Source organism: Pseudomonas sp. (genome assembly GCF_040514055.1).
Classification (GTDB): domain Bacteria; phylum Pseudomonadota; class Gammaproteobacteria; order Pseudomonadales; family Pseudomonadaceae; genus Aquipseudomonas.
This window is the reverse complement of the sequence record NZ_JBEVDL010000076.1, coordinates 1-20,757: the sequence shown is the minus strand read 5'-3', so window position 1 is coordinate 20,757 and position 20,757 is coordinate 1. Positions and strand designations below refer to the sequence as shown.

18 protein-coding genes are annotated in these 20,757 nt (G+C 65.5%); 11 read left to right on the top strand and 7 right to left on the bottom strand.

From position 1 onward, the window contains the following. The first annotated feature begins 11 nt into the window (after window positions 1-11). From ABWY06_RS19650 to ABWY06_RS19620, 7 genes are all read left to right on the top strand, one after another. Window positions 12-2,231: a chemotaxis protein CheA gene (locus ABWY06_RS19650; protein ID WP_353927265.1), complete on the top strand. Its 2,220-nt coding sequence runs from the start codon at window positions 12-14 to the stop codon at window positions 2,229-2,231. After that, window positions 2,228-3,862 carry a methyl-accepting chemotaxis protein gene (locus ABWY06_RS19645; protein WP_353927264.1) on the top strand — a complete coding sequence of 545 codons (1,635 nt, stop codon included), beginning with the start codon at window positions 2,228-2,230 and terminating at the stop codon, window positions 3,860-3,862. Before ABWY06_RS19650 ends, ABWY06_RS19645 begins: the two co-directional genes overlap by 4 nt. Before the next feature lie 60 nt (window positions 3,863-3,922). Beyond that, the gene (locus tag ABWY06_RS19640) at window positions 3,923-4,444 is read left to right on the top strand and encodes a chemotaxis protein CheW (protein WP_353927263.1); all 522 of its coding nucleotides are present in this window, start codon (window positions 3,923-3,925) and stop codon (window positions 4,442-4,444) included. Next, entirely contained in the window at window positions 4,441-5,247 is an 807-nt protein-coding gene (locus ABWY06_RS19635) for a CheR family methyltransferase (protein ID WP_353927262.1), read from the top strand. Before ABWY06_RS19640 ends, ABWY06_RS19635 begins: the two co-directional genes overlap by 4 nt. After that, window positions 5,244-5,789: a chemotaxis protein CheD gene (locus ABWY06_RS19630; RefSeq protein ID WP_353927261.1), complete on the top strand. Its 546-nt coding sequence runs from the start codon at window positions 5,244-5,246 to the stop codon at window positions 5,787-5,789. Before ABWY06_RS19635 ends, ABWY06_RS19630 begins: the two co-directional genes overlap by 4 nt. Then, window positions 5,764-6,816, top strand: coding sequence for a protein-glutamate methylesterase/protein-glutamine glutaminase (locus ABWY06_RS19625; RefSeq protein ID WP_353927260.1), 1,053 nt, complete (start codon window positions 5,764-5,766; stop codon window positions 6,814-6,816). Before ABWY06_RS19630 ends, ABWY06_RS19625 begins: the two co-directional genes overlap by 26 nt. A gap of 257 nt (window positions 6,817-7,073) precedes the next feature. After that, window positions 7,074-7,712 (top strand): response regulator, encoded by a 639-nt coding sequence (locus ABWY06_RS19620; protein ID WP_353927259.1) that lies wholly within the window; start codon window positions 7,074-7,076, stop codon window positions 7,710-7,712. Window positions 7,713-7,769: 57 nt separating this feature from the next. Here ABWY06_RS19620 and yegS read toward each other — a convergent pair whose 3' ends face one another. The 7 genes from yegS to ABWY06_RS19585 form a co-directional block, all read right to left on the bottom strand. Continuing rightward, window positions 7,770-8,684: a lipid kinase YegS gene (yegS, locus tag ABWY06_RS19615; protein WP_353927258.1), complete on the bottom strand. Its 915-nt coding sequence runs from the start codon at window positions 8,682-8,684 to the stop codon at window positions 7,770-7,772. Between the two features lie 114 nt (window positions 8,685-8,798). After that, window positions 8,799-10,124, bottom strand: coding sequence for an ATP-binding protein (locus ABWY06_RS19610; protein ID WP_353927257.1), 1,326 nt, complete (start codon window positions 10,122-10,124; stop codon window positions 8,799-8,801). A 33-nt stretch (window positions 10,125-10,157) separates the two neighbouring features. Further along, window positions 10,158-10,772, bottom strand: a complete 615-nt coding sequence (locus ABWY06_RS19605) for a hypothetical protein (RefSeq protein ID WP_353927256.1) — start codon at window positions 10,770-10,772, stop codon at window positions 10,158-10,160. After that, window positions 10,772-11,131: a response regulator gene (locus tag ABWY06_RS19600; RefSeq protein WP_353927255.1), complete on the bottom strand. Its 360-nt coding sequence runs from the start codon at window positions 11,129-11,131 to the stop codon at window positions 10,772-10,774. The genes ABWY06_RS19605 and ABWY06_RS19600 overlap by 1 nt, the downstream gene beginning before the upstream one ends. Before the next feature lie 374 nt (window positions 11,132-11,505). Next, window positions 11,506-13,065: an FGGY-family carbohydrate kinase gene (locus ABWY06_RS19595; protein ID WP_353927254.1), complete on the bottom strand. Its 1,560-nt coding sequence runs from the start codon at window positions 13,063-13,065 to the stop codon at window positions 11,506-11,508. Between the two features lie 121 nt (window positions 13,066-13,186). After that, the gene (locus tag ABWY06_RS19590; protein ID WP_353927253.1) at window positions 13,187-14,797 is read right to left on the bottom strand and encodes a glycerol-3-phosphate dehydrogenase/oxidase; all 1,611 of its coding nucleotides are present in this window, start codon (window positions 14,795-14,797) and stop codon (window positions 13,187-13,189) included. Then, window positions 14,794-16,383: an FAD-binding oxidoreductase gene (locus ABWY06_RS19585; RefSeq protein WP_353927359.1), complete on the bottom strand. Its 1,590-nt coding sequence runs from the start codon at window positions 16,381-16,383 to the stop codon at window positions 14,794-14,796. The genes ABWY06_RS19590 and ABWY06_RS19585 overlap by 4 nt, the downstream gene beginning before the upstream one ends. Window positions 16,384-16,522: 139 nt before the next feature. On the opposite strand from ABWY06_RS19585, the gene gliR reads away from it, so the two are divergent. The 4 genes from gliR to ABWY06_RS19565 all read left to right on the top strand — a co-directional run. Then, window positions 16,523-17,545, top strand: a complete 1,023-nt coding sequence (gene gliR, locus ABWY06_RS19580) for an AraC family transcriptional regulator GliR (RefSeq protein WP_353927252.1) — start codon at window positions 16,523-16,525, stop codon at window positions 17,543-17,545. A 199-nt stretch (window positions 17,546-17,744) separates the two neighbouring features. Next, window positions 17,745-19,181 carry an undecaprenyl-phosphate glucose phosphotransferase gene (locus ABWY06_RS19575; RefSeq protein WP_353927251.1) on the top strand — a complete coding sequence of 479 codons (1,437 nt, stop codon included), beginning with the start codon at window positions 17,745-17,747 and terminating at the stop codon, window positions 19,179-19,181. Window positions 19,182-19,193: 12 nt separating this feature from the next. After that, entirely contained in the window at window positions 19,194-20,567 is a 1,374-nt protein-coding gene (locus tag ABWY06_RS19570) for a sugar phosphate nucleotidyltransferase (RefSeq protein ID WP_353927250.1), read from the top strand. Beyond that, window positions 20,567-20,757, top strand: a 191-nt coding sequence (locus tag ABWY06_RS19565) for a glycosyltransferase (RefSeq protein WP_353927249.1), incomplete at its 3' end; no start/stop codon positions are given. The genes ABWY06_RS19570 and ABWY06_RS19565, both read left to right, overlap by 1 nt.

Here is a 20,757-nt window from a genome sequence, read left to right as displayed (position 1 = left end):
AGGAGAAACGGATGCTCGACGCTGAACAATGGACGCAGCTGCTGCAAGGGTTTCTCGAAGAGGCCCGCGACCTGGCCAAGCAGGCCGAGGAACACCTGCTGCAGCTCGATGAGCAGCCAACCGACGAAGAGGCGATCAATGGCCTGTTTCGTGCCATGCACACGCTCAAGGGCTCGGCGGGCTTGTTTTCGCTGACGCCCCTGGTCAGTTTCACCCACCAGCTGGAAAGCCTGCTGATGGCGGTTCGCGACGGCGAGCGCAGCCTCACTCCCAACCTGATTTCACTGATGCTGCGCTGCCTGGACGAGATCGGTTCGATGGTCGAGCTGATTGACGTGGCCACGGGCGAGCTGCCGGTGGACGCCGCCCACCAGGCCCAACTGCTGGACGAACTCGATGCCTTGCTGGGCACCTCTCACGCCCCCCCCTCGACGGTCGTCGCGCCGCGTGCCGGGGTGCTGGAAAAACCCCTTGAACAGGACATGCAGCAGGCCTGGCACATCTCGTTGCGCTTTCACGGCGACCTGCTGCGCAACGGCTTCGACCCGGCCGCCTTTGTCCGCTACCTGAGCCGCCTGGGCGAGATCCTGCACCTGGAAACCTTGGCCGACACCCTGCCGCCGCTGGCCGACCTGGATCCGGAAAGCTGCTACCTGGGGCTGGAAATCTCCCTGCGCAGCCAGGCCAGCAAGAGCGAGATCGAGGAAGTCTTCGAATTTATCCGCGATTTCTGCACCTTGCGCATCCTGCCACCCGACAGCGCGCTGGAAGACTACCTGCAATTGATCCAGGCCCTGCCGGAAACCGAGGCGCGGATCGGCCAGATCCTGGTCGCCAGCGGCCTGCTGACCGAGCATGAGCTGCAGCAGGGATTGGCCCAGCAAGCAGCGCGGGCCACGGCCGACAAGCCGCCCTTGGGCGAAGTCCTGGTCGAGGAAGGGGTGGTCGCACCGCAGGCGGTCAACGCCGCACTGCTCAAGCAGCAAGCCACCCGCGAGCGCCGTGCCCAGGAAAGCAGCCAGATTCGCGTACCGGCACAGAAACTCGACGACCTGATCAACCTGGTCGGCGAGCTGGTGATCAGCGCCGCCGGCGCCCAACTGCGTGCCCAGGTGCAAGGCGATGCCGGCTGCATCGAGACCACCCAGACGGTCAACCAGCACGTCGAGTTGATCCGCGAGGTGGCGCTCAAGCTGCGCATGATCGAGATCGGTGACACCTTCAGCCGCTTCCATCGCGTGGTGCGCGACGTCAGCCAGCAGCTGGGCAAGGCCATCCGCCTGCAGATCCAGGGGGCGGAAACCGAGCTGGACAAGTCGGTGATCGACAAGCTCGCCGATCCCTTGACGCACCTGGTGCGCAACGCCATCGACCATGGCATCGAGTCGGCCGAGGAGCGGCTGGCGGTGGGCAAACCCGCCGAAGGCCACCTGAGCCTGAACGCCTATCACGAATCGGGGCTGATCGTGATCGAGGTCAGCGATGACGGGCGCGGCCTGAACACCACCCGTATTCGTGAAAAGGCGGTGGCCCGCGGCTTGATCGATGCCCAGGCCAACCTGCCGGAAGCGGACATCCACGGGCTGATCTTCGCCGCCGGCTTTTCCACCGCGGAAAGCGTTTCCGACCTGTCCGGTCGCGGTGTCGGTCTGGACGTGGTGCGCAGCGCCATCGACCAACTGCGCGGCAGCATTGAAATCGAATCGCGTCTCGGCCAAGGCTGCACCTTCCGCATCCGCCTGCCGCTGACCCTGGCGATCATCGACGGTTTTCTGGTCAGCCTGGGCGAAGAGTATTTCGTCGTGCCCCTGGACCTGGTCACCGAGTGCATGGAGCTGGATGCCGCGGTGCTGGCCGGCCAGGCCTACGGCTACCTGAACCTGCGCGGCAAACCCCTGCCCTGCATCGACCTGGGCGCGCATTTCGACCGGCCGGCGAGCTCGGCGAAACGACGCAACATCATCGTCATCAGCCTGGGCCGACAACAGGCCGGCCTGGTGGTCGACCACCTGCACGGCGAGTTCCAAACCGTGATCAAACCCCTCGGTCTGATGTTCCAGCACCTGCAGGGCATCGGCGGTTCCACCATCCTGGGTTCCGGGCGCATTGCCCTGATCCTCGATATCCCCAGCCTTTTGCGCCACCTCAACACCCACATCGAGGCCAGTGCCGGCGACAGCCGGCTACTGGCACGCCAGGAATTTCAGGGCAGTCAGGAGAAACACCCATGAGTCTGATACGCAACATGAAGATCGGCGTCCGCTTGATCGCCGGTTTTTTCCTGGTGGTCGTCCTGACGGTTGCGGTCGGACTGATCGGCATCCGTAACCTGGGCCACGTCAACGAACTGTCGAGCCTAATGTACAGCCGGGACCTGACCGGGTTGAACGACATGCAAACCGCCAACTACCACCTGATCGTCGCCGGCCGGGCCTTTCGCAACACCCTGCTGGCCGCCACGCCCCAGGACCGCGACAACGCCGCGCAAATCGCGCGAAAAGCCCTGGCCGACACCAAGGCCACGGTGGAAAAAGCCAAGGCCAGTTTTCACAGCGATGAAGCCAAGGCCGTGGTCAACAAAGTTGACCAGCCCTTGACCGACTACGCGACCTTGCTCGAGGAGTTGCTTAAGGCCTATACCGATTCGGGTGCCGTGCAAACGACTTCGGTGGTCAGCGAGCGGATGCCGCTGCTGGCCCAGAAAGGCCTGCTCGTCGACGACCTGATGACCGACGCAACCAACTACCGGCGTGACCGAGCCAACGAGGCGAACCAGGAAATCGGTGCGATCTACCTGAGCTCGCGCACCCAGATGATCGCCCTGATCGCGGTCGCCGCTGTACTTGGTTTCGCCATCGGCCTATTGGTCACGCGCAGCATCACCGCCCCCCTGGGCCGGGCGGTGGCGGTCGCCGACAGCCTGGCGGCCGGTGACCTCGGGGTCGAGGTACGCGTCGACAGCAAGGACGAGACGGGCCGTCTGCTCAACGCCATGAAACAATTGACCGAACGCTTGCGCAGTATCCTTGGCGACGTGCGCAGCTCGGCCGACTCCCTGTCCTCGGCGTCCGAGGAGGTCAGCGCCACCTCCCAGTCGCTCAGTCAGGCGGCCAGCGAACAGGCCGCCAGCGTCGAGGAAACCACCGCCTCGGTCGAGCAGATGTCCGCCTCCATCGCGCAGAACACCGACAGCGCCAAGGTCACCGACGGCATTGCCGGCAAGGCCGCCAACGATGCGGTCGAGGGTGGTCGCGCCGTGCGTGACATGGTGGTGGCCATGAAACAGATCGCCGACAAGATCGGCATCATCGACGACATCGCCTACCAGACCAACCTGCTGGCGCTGAATGCCGCCATCGAGGCGGCCCGCGCCGGCGACCATGGCAAGGGCTTCGCCGTGGTGGCCGCCGAGGTCCGCAAACTGGCCGAACGCAGCCAGGTCGCCGCCCAGGAAATCGGCGGGGTGGCCAGCAACAGCGTGCAGCTGGCCGAGCAGGCCGGCAAGTTGCTCGATGAAATCGTACCCAATATCCAGCGCACCTCGGACCTGGTGCAAGAGATCACCGCCGCGTCCCAGGAACAGAGCAGCGGCGCCAGCCAGATCAATATCGCCATGGGCCAGATGAACCAGATCACCCAGCAGAACGCCTCGGCATCGGAACAATTGGCCGCCACCGCGGAGGAGATGAATGCCCAGGCCAGCCAGTTGCAGGAGCTGATCAGCTTCTTCCAGCTCGACGGCAACCCGCCAGCCGCCGGACGTCCTGCCCCACGGGTGCAGGCGGCCGGCGGTTCCGGCCGGCTGACCCAGAAAGCCCACAAGGCACCGGCCAGCGAAGGCCAGTTCGTCAGTTTCAACTAGGCCGGGAGTGACCAGCATGTGCCCATCCGCAACGCGATCGCTCCCTGGAGGCCCCCATCCATGAGCCTGCCCCAGACCACGACGCCAGCGCGCGGCCAAGACGTCGCACCGCACAGCGTGCAGCACCTGTCGTTTCGTGTACGCCAGGCGCGTTACGCACTGCCCATCGAAGGTGTGCGGGAAATCATCGAGTACGGGCAGATCACCACCGTCCCCATGATGCCGGCCTTTATCCATGGCGTGATCAACCTGCGCGGCAACGTGGTGCCGGTACTCGACCTGGCCGCGCGTTTCGGCTTCGAGCTGACGCTGCCGGGTAAACGCACCTGCATCGTCATCATCGAGCTGGAACAGGACGAGCAGCAACAACGCATCGGCCTGGTGGTCGACGCGGTCGATGCGGTGCTGGACATCGAACTGAGCGAGGTTGAACCGGCGCCGCCCTTTGGCGCCGGTCTGCGCACCGACTTTATCGCCGGCATGGCGCGCGACGAACAGGGCTTCACCATCATTCTGGATGTGCGCCGGGTGCTCTCGCTGGACGATATCCGCCAGCTCAGCCTGGCCATCGCCGGGTCATGAGCGGCAACAGCGCGCCGGCCATGGCCGATGCCGATTTCCGTCGCCTGCAGACGCTGATGGCCGAGGTGTCGGGCATCCGCCTGAGCGAGCAGAAACGGCCGCTGGTGGCCGGGCGGTTGATGCAGCGCTTGCGCGTCCACGGCCTGCACAGCTACGGCGACTACGTGCGATTACTCGACGCGCCCGACCAACTACAGGAACGGCGTCTGCTGATCGACCTGCTGACCACTAACGAAACCTATTTTTTCCGCGAACCGCAGCACTTCGAATTTCTCGCCGAATGGTTCGCTCAACGGCGTGAGACGACCCGTTTGTGGAGCGCGGCCTGCTCCTCGGGCGAGGAACCCTACAGCCTGGCGATGGTGGCCAGCGAACACGCGCGAGGCGAGTGGAGCGTGCTCGCCAGTGACCTCAGCCAACGCATGCTGGAAAAGGCCCGTGAGGGCGTCTACCACCTGGACCAGGCCCGACGCTTTCCGCCGGGCTGGTTGAAACGCTACTGCCTGCGCGGCATCGATGAGATGGAGGGGCGTTTCGCCGTGCATCGCCAGCTGCGCGACAGGGTCAAATTCCAGGAGTTGAACCTGACCCGCCCAGTACCCCAGGGCCTCGGGACCTTCGACCTGATCTTCTTGCGTAATGTGCTGATCTACTTCGAACCGGCGGATAAAAAAAGCATCATCGAGCGCCTGATCGAGCGTTTGACGCCCCAGGGCCTGCTGTTCGTCGGGCACGCCGAGAGCTTGCACGGGCTGAACCTGCCGCTACGCGCCATACGCCCGTCGGTCTACCAGCGTTTATGAGCGCCCCGCTGTTTCTGCGCCCCGGCGAGTATTTCTTCGGCCGCTGCGAGGGGTCGGTGGTGACCCTGCTCGGCTCCTGCGTGGCGATCATCCTGTGGCACCCCCAACAGCGCCTGGTCGGGGTGTCGCACTACCTGTTACCCCGTCGCCTGCAGCATCACCCGGACCCGGCAGACCCCGCGTACGAACCTGACGGCGACGAGCAGGACACCCGCTACGGCAGCGCGGTGTTTCAGCGCCTGCTCGGCGACATCCGCGCCAGTGGCGTCCCGGCCAGCCATTACCGTAAGGGCATTTTCGGTGGCGGACGCCTGGTGCAGGACGCCAGCAGCCCGATCGCGCGGATCGGCCAGAACAATATCCAGTTCGCCCGGCGCTGCTTCGAGCAGTTGGGCTGGGCCATCGACCAGCAGGATGTGGACGGTGCCGCCTACCGGCGCCTGCAGGTCGACGGTCTTAGCGGACGCGTCAGTTGCGAGTGCCGGCCCAGCCTGGGCCTGCCACCAGGAAAACCCCATGATCAAAGTCTTTATCGTCGATGACTCGGCGCTGGTGCGCCAGGTGCTGACCAGTTGTCTCGAACAACACCCGAACATCCAGGTCATTGGCCAAGCCGCCGACCCCCTGTTCGCCCTGGAAAAAATGCACCGCAACTGGCCGGACGTGCTGGTGCTGGATGTGGAAATGCCGCGCATGGACGGCATCACCTTTTTGCGCAAGCTGATGGTCGAACGCCCGACCCCGGCCATTATTTGCTCAACCCTGACCGAAGCGGGCGCGGCCATTACCCTGGAAGCGCTGGCGGCCGGCGCGGTCGGCATCTTCACCAAAGCCCGGCTGGGACTCAAGGACAGCCTGCAGCAACTCTCCGGCGAGCTGATCAAGCAGATTGAAGCAGCCGCTCGCTGCCGGCCCCAGGCAATGCCGAGTCAACCACTCAAGCCCACGGCCAAGTCCGCGGCCACGCCGGAGCGCCCTGCCGCCCTGCTCAGCACCACCGACCGCATCGTCGCCCTCGGCACCTCGACCGGTGGCACCCAGGCCCTGGAGGTGGTGTTGCGCCAGCTGCAGCCCGACTGCCCGGGTATCGTCATCGTGCAGCATATGCCGGAGAAGTTCACTGCCGCCTTCGCCCAGCGCCTCAACGGCCTCTGCGCCATCGAGGTGCGCGAGGCCTGTCACCTGGATCGGGTCCGCGCCGGGCAGGCGCTGATCGCGCCCGGCGGCCGACATATGCAGCTCAAGCGCAACGGCGCGCAATATTGCGTGGAAGTGCTGGACGGACCGCCGGTCAACCGCCACAAACCTTCGGTGGATGTGCTGTTTCGCTCGGTGGCCAAGCAGGCCGGGCAGAACGCCCTGGGCATCATCATGACCGGCATGGGCGACGACGGCGCGCGCGGCCTGCTGACCATGCGCGAAGCAGGCGCACGCACCGTGGCCCAGAGCGAAGCCAGTTGCGTGGTGTTCGGCATGCCCAAGGAAGCCCTGCGCATGGGCGCCGCCGACAGCAGCGAAGCCCTGGACCAGCTTCCCCAGCTGATCACTCAGTACGGTCGAGCACGTTAGGCCAAATACCCACGCGGAATAGGGTTTTTAGGATGACCGGTCACTCCGTTGCCGTTTCTGCCGACTACCCTTCCTGTGCGCACCCCCGCAACCAACGCTGACCCGCATGACTTGGATGTTCACCGTGCCACGCTTTATCAGGTAACGGCGACAAGGACCGACCCGCCGCATAGGGTGCAGAGCCACAACGCACCCCGTCCTTGATGCCACTACGCCCTCGGCTGTAGGGCGCTCTTGTCTTGGATGGGAAGTACCCGATGACCTGCCGTTTATTGCTCGCCGACGACCATGCCCTGATCCGCGCTGGCGTGCGCGCCATGATTTCCGATTTTGACGGTTACGCCATCGTCGGCGAGGCCGAGGATGGCCAGGAGGCTGTGGACCTGGCCCTGGAATTGGCCCCGGACATCATCCTGCTGGACATCTCGATGAAACAGGTCAGCGGCTTGCGCGCCTTGCAGTTGCTCGGACAAAGCTCGCCGCAGTGCAAGGTGCTGATGCTGTCGATGCACACCGACGCCGACGTGGTGCTCGATGCCCTGCAAAAAGGCGCCCATGGCTACCTGCTCAAGGATGCCGCCGCCGCGGAGTTGCAACTGGCCCTGGAGGCGGTGCGCAGAGGCGAACGCTACCTGAGCTCGGCGGTGCTGCAGCCGATCATCGAACAGGCGGTCAACCGCTCTCACGGCGGAATCGAACTGACGCCGCGGCAGCTGGAAATCCTCCGGCTGATCACCCGAGGGGCCTCGACCCGTTCGATTGCCAGCGGGCTGCATCTGAGCATCAAGACCGTCGAAGCGCACCGGGCACAGATCATGAAACGCCTGCATATCCATGACGTCGCCGGCCTGGTGCTCTATGCAGTACGCGAGGGGATCATCAACACCGACGACTAGCTCGCCCGGACCAGGGCCTGCCAAGGGGCCAATCACAGGGCAGACCCCGGGACACACTCAGGCCAGCGGCTGGTTGCTTTCGCCCAGCAATGGCGAACCCACGGGCAGGTGCACCAGCAGGGCGGCCGGGCGCGCGCTGAAGCGCATGCGCTGGCTTTCGTAAGGCTCACCGTCCAGGTTCAGGTCCAGCCCCTCGGGGGCCTCCACCTCGATCCAGGGCAAGCGGGCGCTGAGCGACACCGATTCCAGCCCGAGAATGCCGCCGGACAACAGGGTGCCCAGGGTACCCACCACATCCTGGGGGGCCGGAATGATGCACAGCTCCAGCAAGCCATCGTCCACCTGCGCCTGGGGACACAGCAAATGGCCACCGCCGGCCTGCCGGCCATTGCCGATGCCCAGCGCCAGGAACTCGCCCTCCCAGCTGAAATCCGGCCCGCGAAAGCGGCCGAACGCCGAATGCACTTCGGAAAAACGGGTCAGCCCGGTGAGAAAATAGGCCGCGCCCCCCAGCACTTTTTTCAGGTCTTCCGAGGTATTGGCGGTGATCTTCGAGCCGAAGCCACCGGTAGCCATATTAAGGAACAGCTGGCCGTCCACCTCGCCCAGGTCGATACGCCGGGGCGCAGTGTCCAGCAAGGCCAGGGCCTCGCCCGGGATCAAGGGCACCGCCGCGGCGCGGGCGAAGTCATTGGCGGTACCCAGGGGCAACAGCGCCAGGCTGGCGTCACCCTCGGCCAACGCCAGGGCTTCGGCGACATCCCGCAAGGTCCCGTCGCCGCCGCCGGCGATGATGATCGGATAACCGGCCTGCAGCGCTTCCCCGACCAGGCGCTGGGCGTCACCGCCCTCCCAGGTGACGCGCACCGCGATCTCCCAGCCATCCTCGCGACGCGCGGCTACCGCGGCCCGCACCTCCTCGTTAAGGGCCTGTTTGCCGTGCAAAATCAAGCATGCCTTGCGCTCATCCATAACCCGCTCCAATAGCCCAGGGGCCGAGTGTATGTGGACAACGGATTATTCCCAACGGCAGGTTTTATTCATCGGCTCGTGGCGAAGCGTGCAGCGGGCGGCTATCCGGAGGGGTCAGCCGGCAGGACTCGGGGCCGGCGGATCGGCGGGCGCCTGCCGCACGGGCAGCCAGACGGTAAAGGCCGCCCCCTGGCCAGGCAGGCTCTCCACCTCCAGTCGCCCCTGGTGCTTGGCAATGATGCTGTAGGACACCGACAGGCCCAACCCGGTGCCCTGCCCCACCGGTTTGGTGGTGAAAAAGGGTTCGAAGAGCCGGCTCAAGTGCTCGGGCGCGATGCCACTGCCACTGTCACGCACCCGCACGAACACCCAGTCACCCTGGGTGCCGGTCTCCAGCCAGATGGTGCCCTGCTTGTCGATCGCATGGGCGGCATTGATGATCAGGTTCATAAACACCTGGTTGAGTTGCGAGCCCAGGCACTGCACCGAGGGCAACTCGCCGTAGTGCTTGACCACCTCGGCCTTGAACTTGATTTCGTTCCAGATCACGTTGAGCGTACTGTCCAGCCCTTTGTGCAGGTCGGCCAGTTGCCAGTCACCCGAATCGATATGGGAGAAATCGCGCAGGTCCTGGACGATCTGCTTGACCCGCTCCAGCCCCTGGCGGGATTCCCGCACCAGGGCCGCCATGTCGCTGCGCAGAAACTCGTAGTCCAGCGCCTGGGTGGCCTGTTCAATCTGCCCACGAAAGGCCGCGTCCTGCTGCTGCGAAGCGAGCTGAAAGGTATCGATCAGGCTGAACAGGTCCCCCACGTAGCTTTCCAGGCTGCTGAAATTGGAATACACATAACCGACCGGATTATTGATTTCATGGGCCACGCCCGCGGCCAATTGGCCGATCGCCGCCATCTTCTCGGATTGCAGCAACTGCGCCTGGGCGTCCTCGAGTTTATGGATCAGCCTCGACTGCTCGTCTTTTTCCGCCTGCAGCAGCTCATTCAGGCGCTCCAGTTCCAGCTGCTGCGCGGCCGTCTCGGTGGCATCGGCAATGGTCAGGCAGACATACTTCATCGTGCCACTGGCGTCGATCACCGGGCAAAAGGTGCAATTCTGGAACATCCGCTCGACTTGACCGGTGATCGGTCGACTGCCGCAAAAATTGAACAGGTGCGGCCGCTGCTGCCAGGAGGTGAACGCCAGATTTTTCAGGGCAAAGACGCCGTCTATTTTTTTCTGCAGCCACAGCCGCGGCAACTCGGGAAAGACCTCGAACAGCGACTGGCCGAGGACCTCATCGCTGTCCTTGCCACTGTTGACCGCCATAAAGTCGTTCCAATAGCTGACCCGGCACTGCTCGTCGAGCAACAGCACGCCAAGGTTGATGTGCTGCAACACCGCCCCCAGTTCCGCGTGCAACATTTCGCCCACTATTACCGTCATTGCCGGGTCCCTTGTCAGGCGTCGCCGTCCGAATCAAATATCGCTGAGCAGTTTATCGATCACCTCGATCACCGTGGCCACGGTGTCCTCGGTGATGCAAACCAGCAAATCGCAGTAGAAACTGTGAGTGGCCACCTCGAAATGGATCTCCAGCACCAGCGCCTGGTGCCCACGCAATACCTGGCTACCCAGCACCTCCTGCAACGAACGGCCCCGGGAAAACAGCGAGGGCGAGCCGTAACTGACCTTGATGTCCACCTGCTCCGCCAGACCGCTGATGCAGGCACCGGTGAGGATATTGGTCACATCCAGCATCAGCTCGTCCTGCACACTGCTTTTTTCGTCACCCTCATAACCCATCAGGCCCGCCAGCTGATCGGCGCCATTTTCGCCGAAACAGACCATCACCTCGCCGCGCAAACGACCGAGAAACGACTGCCGGGTGATGATTGCCGGTTGACTGGCAATCATCAGCTTGTCCAGCAGCCCGGCATTGCTGACGTCCACCGGATGGATCAGCGGTACCGAGAGGGTGACGAAGGTCTCGGTCAGTCGCGCCAGCCGATCCGCCCCCTGCCCCATGGCCACGTTCATCAGCTCCTGCAACGCGTCGCGCTGGTCTTCGCTCAGGTTCGCCAACTGGCTCATCAGATCAGTCCTATTTCAAACAGGGCCGCCTGCATGGCCTCGGGGGTGATCGGCTTCTTGACGAAGGCCGCCGCGCCGAGGTCGCGCACCCGTTGCTGGGCCTGGGGTTGGATATCGGCGCTGATCACTATGACCACCGCATTGGCATCCTCGCCCTTGAGCAACTCCAGCGCACGAAAGCCGTCCATCACCGGCATGGTCAAATCCAGAAAGATCACTTCGGCGTGCCCGGCGTGATACGCCGCCAGGGCCTCCTCGCCATTGGCGGCCTGGGTGACCACCGCATTGAGCTCGGCGGGCAACGCCTTCATCACCAGTTTGCGCGACATGGCGGAGTCATCGACTATCAATACTTTCAAGCTGGCTGTCCTTTACGTGGGGAGACGCGCGGCGGATCCAGGCGCGAACCGCGACGGGCGGCAGCAGAGCTGCTGCGCCACCGTTCCTTTCCAACCTTAGACGAGCAATAGCCATTCGGCCTAAATCATCGTCAGCGCCTGACGATAAACGGGGGGTAGCAGGAGGTCCGACCCGTTCGCGGCAAGTGCCAGGCCATCGGTCGGGATGCGATTCCACCCGCCCTTATGTCCGCAGCGGGCCGGTAGCCAGCCCTGACGGCAAAGCACCATTGCCGGGGTAAGCGCGGGCCTCCCGCGGACAAGGCGCAAGCCCTGGTGGGGAATCAGCGGGAAAAGGCAGCCGTAACCCACCGGCAGGTTGTCCGCCCCCCCGCTTAGGCCGGGTACCCGGTGATCTCGCGAATCTTCAGGTACAGCGGCTTAAGCTGTTTGTACATGCGCTGGTAGACCTCACGGTACAGGCGGTCGTAGGTGCGTTGTGCCTCGACCTGGGGCTGGAACACCTGGCCGACCCGGGTCATGGCCGCCATTGCAGTGGGAAAGTCCGGGTACAGGCCCAGACCGACGGCACAATCGATGGCCGCGCCCAGCCCCGAGGTTTCGTAGGTGTGCGGACGCTCGGCCGGCAGGCCGAAGATATCGGCCGTCAGCTGCATCGCCGCATCGCTTTGCGAGCCGCCGCCGGAAACCCGCAGGCGGGTGATGGCGTTGCCGGAGCGTTTTTCGATCTGTTCCTTGCCTTGGCGCAGGGCATACGCCAGGCCTTCGAGAATGGCCCGGTACAGGTGCGCACGAGTATGCACGTCGCCGAAGCCGATGATCGAGCCCTTGGCCTCCAGGCCCGGCTCGCGGATACCCGGCGACCAGTAGGGCTGCAGCATCAGGCCCATGGAGCCGGCCGGCACGCCGTTGACCAGCTCATCGAACAGCGCCTCGGGTTCCACGCCCAGCGCCTTGGCCCGTTGCATCTCCCGCAAGCCGAACTCCTGCTTGAACCAGCTGACCATCCAGAACCCGCGGTAAATCATCACCTCGGTGTTGTAATGGTCAGGAATCGCCGAGGGGTAAGGCGGTATCAGCGGGATGGTCTCCAGGTACTTGGCGCGGGTGGTGTTGATGGTCGCCGTGGTGCCATAGGACAGGCACGCCGTGCCCGGCTCCACGCCACCGGCGCCAAGCACCTCGCAGGCCTTGTCGGCCCCCGCCGCGATCAGCGGCAGGCCTTCGGGGATGCCGGTCAGCCGGCTGGCCTCGGCGCTGATATGGCCCAGCAGCTCGCCCGGCTTGCGCAGGTCGGGCAATTGTTCGCGGCGCACCGGCATCGACAGCCATTTCCAGTCCCGCGGACCGGCCCAGTCCAGGGCCTTGTAGTCGAACGGCAGGTAGGCGACGCAGCAGGCCACCGAATCCAGGTACTGCCCAATCAGCCGATGGGTCAGAAACCCCGAGAGCAACAGCAACTTGTGGGTCCGCGCCCAGACCTCGGGCTGGTGCTGGGCGATCCAGTTGACCTCCGCCTGGGCGCGAAAATAATCCACCGTCGCCTCTTCACGGATCAACTTGAACAGCCATCCCCAGGGGCCCTTGATCCGTCCACGCACCTCGGCCCGCCGCTGGTCCAACCAGAGCATGGCCGGACGCAGCGGCACACCTTCGGCGTCGACGTTGATCACCGTGCCGCGCTGGGTGGTCAGGGACACGCCCTGGATCAGGCGTTTGTCGATATCGACCTGCTGCCACAGGCGGCGGCAGGCCTCGCCCAGGTTCTGCCAGTAGTATTCCGGGTCCTGTTCCGCCCAGCCCGGTTGCCGGGAGTAATAGGCCTGCAGCTCGACCTTGCCCTTGCCCAGCAAATTGCCCTGCAGGTCGAACAGCAGCGCGCGCACGCTCTGGGTACCGTTATCGATGGCCAGCAGGTAACGTTGTTCACTCAAGGCACAGCCCCTTCTGCAGTATTGGTGTGCCTCGCCCCTGCGGGGCGATTGCGAGGGCCTGCTGACACAATGCGCACGGCAACGCGGCGCGTGTGGCTAGTGTCAAAAGGCCCTAGATCGTTCACGACGTTGCCGCCCCGCTTGCTGGCAGGCTGTAGCAGCGCTGCCAGAGCGCGAGGTAACGCTGTTCTTCCGCGGTCCAGCGCTGATCGTCCCAACCCAGCCGTGCCTGGCACAGCTGGCGTAGGCGCGGCAGTTGCGCCCGCGCACCGTCGGCGAGCAGCAACCCCAAGCGGGTGCGGCGCAGCAGCAGGTCGTCCAGGTGCAGCACCAGCTCCTGTTCGGCGGCAAAGGCCAGTTCGACCCAGAGTGTGTCGCTGCCCGCCACCGCCTCGCGCCCCGCCGCGCCCAGCTGCCCGAGCAGCGTCGCCAGCTGTGGCAGCGCGCGGCCGTAACGACCGCCCAGGCGCCGTTGCTGCTGAGGCGACAGGGGCCCCAGGTCCGGCGACGCAAGGGGCGCGAACAACCTGCCAGCGGCGGCGGCCAGCGGTTGCTCGAGCATCGGCGCACAGGCGCGCAGGACCTCCAGGGCCAGCAGGCGAAAGGTGGTCAGCTTGCCGCCCGCCAGGGTCACGCTGCCGGGCTCGACCCACAGCATATGCTCGCGTTTCTCATCCGAAGGACGGGTACCGGCGACCCCGTCGCTGACCACCGGACGCACCCCGGACCAGGTCGACAGCACATCCTCACGGGCCAGCCGCGCCGACGGAAACTGCTGGGCACAGGCGGCCAGCAGGTAGTCCACTTCCCCGGCGCTGATGCGGGCTTCGCCCCCCGCGGGCTGATCGTGATCCAGGTCGGTGGTGCCGATCACCGTGGCGCCTTCCCAGGGAAACACGAACACCGGCCGTCCATCCTCGGCATGCATGAAGCTGAACGCGTGGGCCACCGGCAAACGCCAGGCCGGCACCAGCAGGTGGCTGCCGCGCAGCGGGCGGATGCGCTCGGGGCCGTCCTTGCGCCGCAGCTCGTCGGCCCAGGCACCGGTGGCCTGGGCCACCACCTGGCTGTTGAAACGCCAGCGCTGGCCCGTGTCGGCGTCCTCGACCAGCACACCGACCACCCGACCCGCCTCGCGGCACAACTCCACCACCCGCAGGCCATTGACCGCCTCGGCGCCTTCGGCCCGCGCTTCGCCCAGCACCCGCATCACCAGCCGCGCATCGTCGGTCACCGCGTCGCCAAAGCGCGAGGCGCCCAGCAGGTCCTGCTCGGCCAGGCCGGGGGCCAGGAAGCGCAATTGCGCCAGCGGGTAATAACGGTGATTGGCCTGACCGGCCAAGGCATCGTAAAGGCCCAGCAACCCGCCAAACACCCTGGGTCCCGGAAAACGGCCACGGTAATGGGGAAACAGAAAACTCAGGGGTTCGACCAGCCCTGGGGCCTCGTCCAGCAAGCGCTGGCGCTCGCGCACGGAGTCGCGGGTCAGGCGCAGCTGCCCTTTGGCGATGTAACGCAACCCGCCATGGACCATTTTCGACGAACGACTGGAGGTGCCCCAGGCGAAGTCGCGCTGCTCGATCAACAGGCAACTCAGGCCGCGCCGGGCGGCTTCGCGCAGGATACCGGCACCGCAGATGCCACCGCCGACCACGATCAGGTCCCAGCGCCGGCTGGCCAACGCCGGCAAGGCCTGGTCGCGCCAGCGGGCATTCCAGTCAGGCGCACTCACGGCTGCAACAGCACGCCGGGGTTCAACCGCTGCTGCGGATCGAAATGCTCGGCCAGCACGTGCAGGGCCGCCATGCCCAGCTCGCCCTTCTCCACCGCCAGGTAGGGGGCGTGGTCACGGCCGACGCCGTGCTGATGACTGATGGTGCCGCGGTTCTCCACTATCGTGCGGCTGGCCGCATGCTTGAGCCGCTGCCAGCGCGCCAGGGTCGCCGGATAATCCTCGGCGGGCCGGAACACATAGGTGGTGTACAGGCTCGAGCCCTCGCCATAGACATGGGACAGGTGGGTGAACACATGCACGGCTTCGCCCGCCAGCCCGTCACGCAGGCTGCGCTCGACCTGGTTCATCAGCGCATCCACGTTACCCCAGTCGGTGGCGGTCTCCAGGGTGTCCACCGCATAGCCGGCCTGCCACAGGCCTTCACGCAGGTAGGGGAAGCGAAAGCGGTTCTGCGCCCACTTCTTGCCCAGCAGGGTGCCGGTAAAGATGCCGCCGAAGCCCTTGAGCAGGCGCTTGGCCTGGCGCAACGACACGGCGTTCTGGGTGCGATTGCCGGTCACGCCAAAGGTCAGCATGCATTTGCCGGCGCGCACGCCGCGCAAGGCCAGGTACTTTTCCAGCCAGGCGATCTGCTCCGGATGGCCGGCCAGGGCCAGCTGGGTCTCGGTCTCCACGGCATTCGACAGGCGCAGCATGGACAGCGGCACCCGCGCCTGCGTCAGTTCGCGGATCGCCTGCAGGGCACGCGGCCAGTCGGGCAGGAACACCGCGTAGAAGTCCTCGCGCTCGGCCAGCCGGGTGACCCGCACCTTGACCTCGGAGATCACACCGAAACGGCCTTCCGAGCCCATCACCATTTCCCGCAGGTCCGGGCCGGCCGACGAGGCCGGAAAGGTGGGAATCTCCAGGGTCCCGGCAAAGGTCTCCAGGCTGCCGCCGGCGAACAGTTGCTCGATCCGCCCGTAGCGCAACGATTGCTGGCCGCTGGAACGGCTGGCGACCCACCCCCCCAGCGTCGACAGTTCCCAGGACTGGGGAAAATGCCCCAGGGTGTAGCCACGGGCGCGCAGCTGGCTTTCCACCTGCGGGCCGTTGGCACCGGGGCCGAAGGTGGCGATCAGGCTCTGCTCGTCCAGCTCGATCAGGCGGTTCATCCGCGCCAACGACAGGGTCAGTACCGGCCGTTCGCCGGCCTGGGGGTTGATATGCCCAGCCACCGAAGTACCGCCGCCGTAGACGATCAGCACCACGTCCTTGGCGCAGGCCCAGGCCATCAGCTCGCGTACCTGGGCGGGGGTCTCGGGGTAGGCGACCCCGTCGGGAAACACGCCAAAGTCACCGGCGCGCATCGCCAGCCAATCCGGCAGGCTCTGGCCGCGCGCATGGCGGACACGGTCCTCGGCCGCGGTAACGACCAAGGGATGCGCCTGCAGGCGCGAGACCGGGACCTGGGCCAGCACACTGGCCAGGTCGGCATCGGCCAGGCAGTGGCCGCTGCCGATGCGGGCCGCCAGAAACGCGCCGCCGTGAGCCGGCAGTTCCACCACGGTGGCCTCGTCGCCCCACCCATTCCAACGCCGCATGCCATTCTCCTCGATTTGCCACAAGCCGGTTTCGAACCCCATTCAGGGCACCCTATACTAGCCAGCCCTGGCCGCGGGTCACTGTCGGATCGAGCCAGGCACGGTTGCCAATCAAGCCAGCAGAACAAGAAAAAACGCCATGCACGCTTTGGGCTACAGCTCCATCCCCGCCATCCAGCAATACCTCAAGCACGCCGACAGCCTGGGCCTGCCCTGCGCCGCGGCGCTGGCCGCCGCCGGCCTCGACCAGGAGGCGCTGCAGGACAACAGCCAGCGGGTCGCCGGCGAGGTCCTGCAAAAACTCCTGCGGCATTTGCTCGATGCCTCGGGCGACCCGTTGTTCGGCCTGCATTCGGCGCGGTTCGTGCAGCCGGGCTCCTACAGCGTACTGGGTTACATCACCATGAACTGCGCGACCCTGGGCGAGGCGATGAGCCGTATCGTGCCCTACGAGAAGCTCGTCGGCGACATGGGCACCAGCCGCATCGAAGCCCGTGGCGACGACATCCTGCTGTCCTGGCACTGCCGCTACCTGGATCCGCTGGTGCGGGTGCACATGGTCGACAACGTGCTGGCGTCCTGGCTGCTGTACGCGCGCTGGATCGGCGACAGCGAGCAGTCGCCCCACGAAGTCTGGCTGGAACACCGCCTGCCCGAGGGGGCCGACGAGCAGGCCTACACGCAGCTGTTCGGCTGTCCGGTACGCTTCGAGCAACCGGTGAGCGGCCTGCTGATTCCCCAGCGCTACCTGGCCATGCCGCTGCGCCAGTCCGATGCCAACCTGCTGCGTACCCTGGAAGAACACGCCTTGACCCTGATGGCCGGGTTGGATGGCAACGAGCCCTTGCCGCAGCGGGTGAAAAACGCCCTGCGCCTGCTGCTCAAGGACGGCCTGCCCCGCAAGGAACGGGTCGCGGAAAAATTCGCGATGACGGTGCGCACCCTGCAACGGCACCTGCAACACGCGGGGACCAGCTACCAGGAGATTCTCGATCAGCTGCGCCAGGAATTGGCCGAGCACTACCTGACCCGCAGTACCCTGGCGGTGCAGGATATCGCCCAATACCTGGGGTTCACCGAGTCGCGCTCGTTCCACCGCAGCTTCAAGCACTGGACCGGCATGACCCCCGGCGAGTACCGCGAGCGGCAATCGAAGGCATAAGCCGGTCCCGAGCGCAACGCTATTGATCTGCCAGCAAGGGTTGTGTAAGTTGACTGCGCACCTACGGATAGGTGCGTCGTTCGGCAAGCCTGCTTGGCCTTGCCGCAAGAGCTCCACCCGTTGGTTTTTTGCCGCACCCTAGCACTGTAGTCATGGCTCGGAGAGCCATTGTGATGCGCTTACGCTCGGAGAGCTAATCATGCGCTTGCAACCCGTCGACAGTCTCGTTTTGACGCGCCCCGGTTTTGTCGAATTTTTCCTGACCGGCGTCCGCCTCCTCCATGCCTTGACCGCGATCCTCCCCGGCTTGCTGCTGTTGTCCTGGCTGCGTGCGCAGGATCCGCAGCTGGACGACAGCTACATCGCCCTGCTGGTGTTTTTCGGTGCCTTGGCCGTGCTGGTGTTTCAGGCCCTGGACGTCTACTCCGACGCCATGTTCAGCAACCTGTTGCGCTTTCGCGCAATGCTGTTTGCCTGGTCGGCGGCGTTCGCCCTGCTGCTGTTCATGCACCAGGGGCTGTCGCTGTTTCGCTATATGTCCGAACGCCACCTGGCACTCTGGTTCACCGCCTCGCTGCTCGGCTTCGGCGTCGAGCGCCTGTTGCTGCTGGCGATCTTTCGCCGCCTGATGCGCCGTGGCCACTTTCTGCAGAACGCGGTGATTCTTGGCGCCACGGACAATGGCCTGCACCTGGCTAACTACCTGCAGGACCACCAGGACATCCGTTGCGGCGTACTGGGCTTTATCGATGACCGCCAGACCCGGCTGCCGGCAAACCTGGCCGGGCTGCCGCTGTTGGGCGATGGGCCAGAGCTGGAGAGACTGATACGCCGCGAAGCCATCACCCAGGTGTTGATCGCCCTGCCCTGGAGCGCGCAGCCGCGTATCCAGCGGATCGTCGAGCGGCTGCGCAGCCTGCCGGTGAACGTGCTGCTGGTGCCGGACCTGACGGCCTTCCGGCAGGCACATAACCACATCACCGACGTGGCCGGGCTACCGCTGTTCAGTGCCGCCCAGGTGCCACTGCGTGGCTGGTCACCCTCGATCAAACGCCTCGAAGACCTGCTGCTGGCCAGCCTGGCCCTGTCCGCGCTGGCACCGCTGATGCTGCTGCTGGCGCTGCTGATCAAGCTCGACTCCCCCGGCCCGGTGCTATTCCGGCAAAAACGCTTCGGCTACAACAACCGCCTGATCGAGGTGTACAAGTTTCGCTCCATGCACCAGCACCAGAGCGACGCCACCGCCGCCCGGCAAACCACCCGCGGCGATGAGCGCATTACCCGCATCGGCCGGTTTATCCGCAAGACCAGTCTGGACGAGCTACCGCAGCTGGTGAACGTGCTGCTGGGCAGCATGTCGATGGTCGGACCGCGTCCCCACGCCACGGCCACCAAGGCGGCCGGTGTGCTGTTCGAGGATGCCGTAGCGCGTTATTCCGCCCGCCACCGGGTCAAGCCGGGCATCACCGGCTGGGCCCAGGTGCACGGCTACCGCGGCGAGACCGACACCCTGGAAAAAATCGAAAAACGCGTGGAGTTCGACCTGGCGTATATCGAAAGCTGGTCGGTGTGGTTCGATTTTTACATTCTCTTTCGCACCATCCCGGCGGTCCTGCTGGCCCGCGAAGCCTACTGATCGAGAGCCGTCATGAGCCCATTGATTCCCTGCATCCTCGCCGGCGGAGCCGGCACGCGCCTGTGGCCGGTGTCCCGTGAAGCCCTGCCCAAACCCTTTATGCGCGTGGCCGGCGGCGACAGCCTGCTGCAACGCACCTTTCGCCAGGCGATCCAGCTCAAGGGCGTCAGCCAGCTGCTGACGGTGACCCACCGCGACCTGTTGTTCAGCACCCTGGACCACTACCGCGCGCTCAAACCCGGCGCGCTGGCCCTGGACTTCGTGCTGGAAGCCTGCAACCGCAACACCGCGCCAGCGATCATCGCGGCGGCATTGCAGGTGGCCCGGCAACAGGGACCGGACAGCCTGCTGCTGGTGCTGCCGGCTGATCACCTGATCGATGACCCCGCAGCCTTTGCCCGTGCCGTGGACCAGGCCCGGCACCTGGCCGAACAGGGGCAACTGGTCTGCTTCGGCCTGCCGCCAGCGGCGACGGCCAACACGGCGGCCCTGGCGCCGACGGCGTCACCCGCTCCGCACGGCACCGGACTGTTCTGCATGAAGGTCGACAGCCTGTTGCACGAGCTGCAGCTGCACGCCCCCGAACTGCTGGGGGCCCTGGAGGATTGCCTGGCCCGCAGCCACAGCCTGAGCGGGCCCCAGGCACGCCAGTGCGAGCTGCACGGCGAGCTGTTCGGCGCCCTGCCGGACCTCACCCTGGAGCAGGCGGTGCTGGACCGCTCGAGCCGCACCCAGATGTTGCCCTGCACCTTCGGCTGGCGCGGCATCGACTCCTGGCAGGCCCTCGGCGAGTTGACCGCTGCGGACACCCAAGGCAACCGGGTCCAGGGCGCCACGGTGCTGCACCAGGTCAACCATTGCCATATCCACGGCAGCGAACGGTTGATCGGCGCGGTCGGCGTCGAACACCTGCTGATCGTCGATACCGCCGATGCCCTGCTGATCGCCGATGCCCGGCGCAGCCAGGATGTCCAGCACCTGACCCGCCTGCTCAAGCAGAGCGATCACGCCTGCCATCGCTTGCCCAGCACCGTCGCGCGCCCCTGGGGCAACTACCGGGTACTGGAGGAAGGTCCCTGGTTCAAGATCAAGCGCATTCTGGTGCACCCCGGGGCATCGCTGTCCCTGCAGCTGCACCACCACCGCAGCGAACACTGGATCGTGGTCAATGGCACGGCCCGGGTCACCAACGGCGAGGCCGAGTTTCTGCTCAATACTAACCAGTCGACCTTTATCCCCGCCGGGCACCGGCACCGCCTGAGCAACCCCGGGGTGGTCGACCTGGTGATCATCGAAGTGCAGAGCGGCGAGTACCTGGGTGAGGACGATATCGTGCGTTTCAACGACCTCTATGGTCGCGTGCCGCTGGTCGAGGAGCCGGCCTGATGCGCACCGCCCTGATCATCCCCACGCGCAACGCCGGGCCCTGCCTGGACGCCCTGTTGCCCGCCCTCGCCGCCCAGACCCTGCAGCCTGACGAGTTCCTGGTGGTCGACAGCAGCTCCAGCGACGACAGCGTGGCGCGCCTGCGCGCCTTCGGCGCCCGGGTCGAGGTCATCCCCGCCGCCCGCTTCAA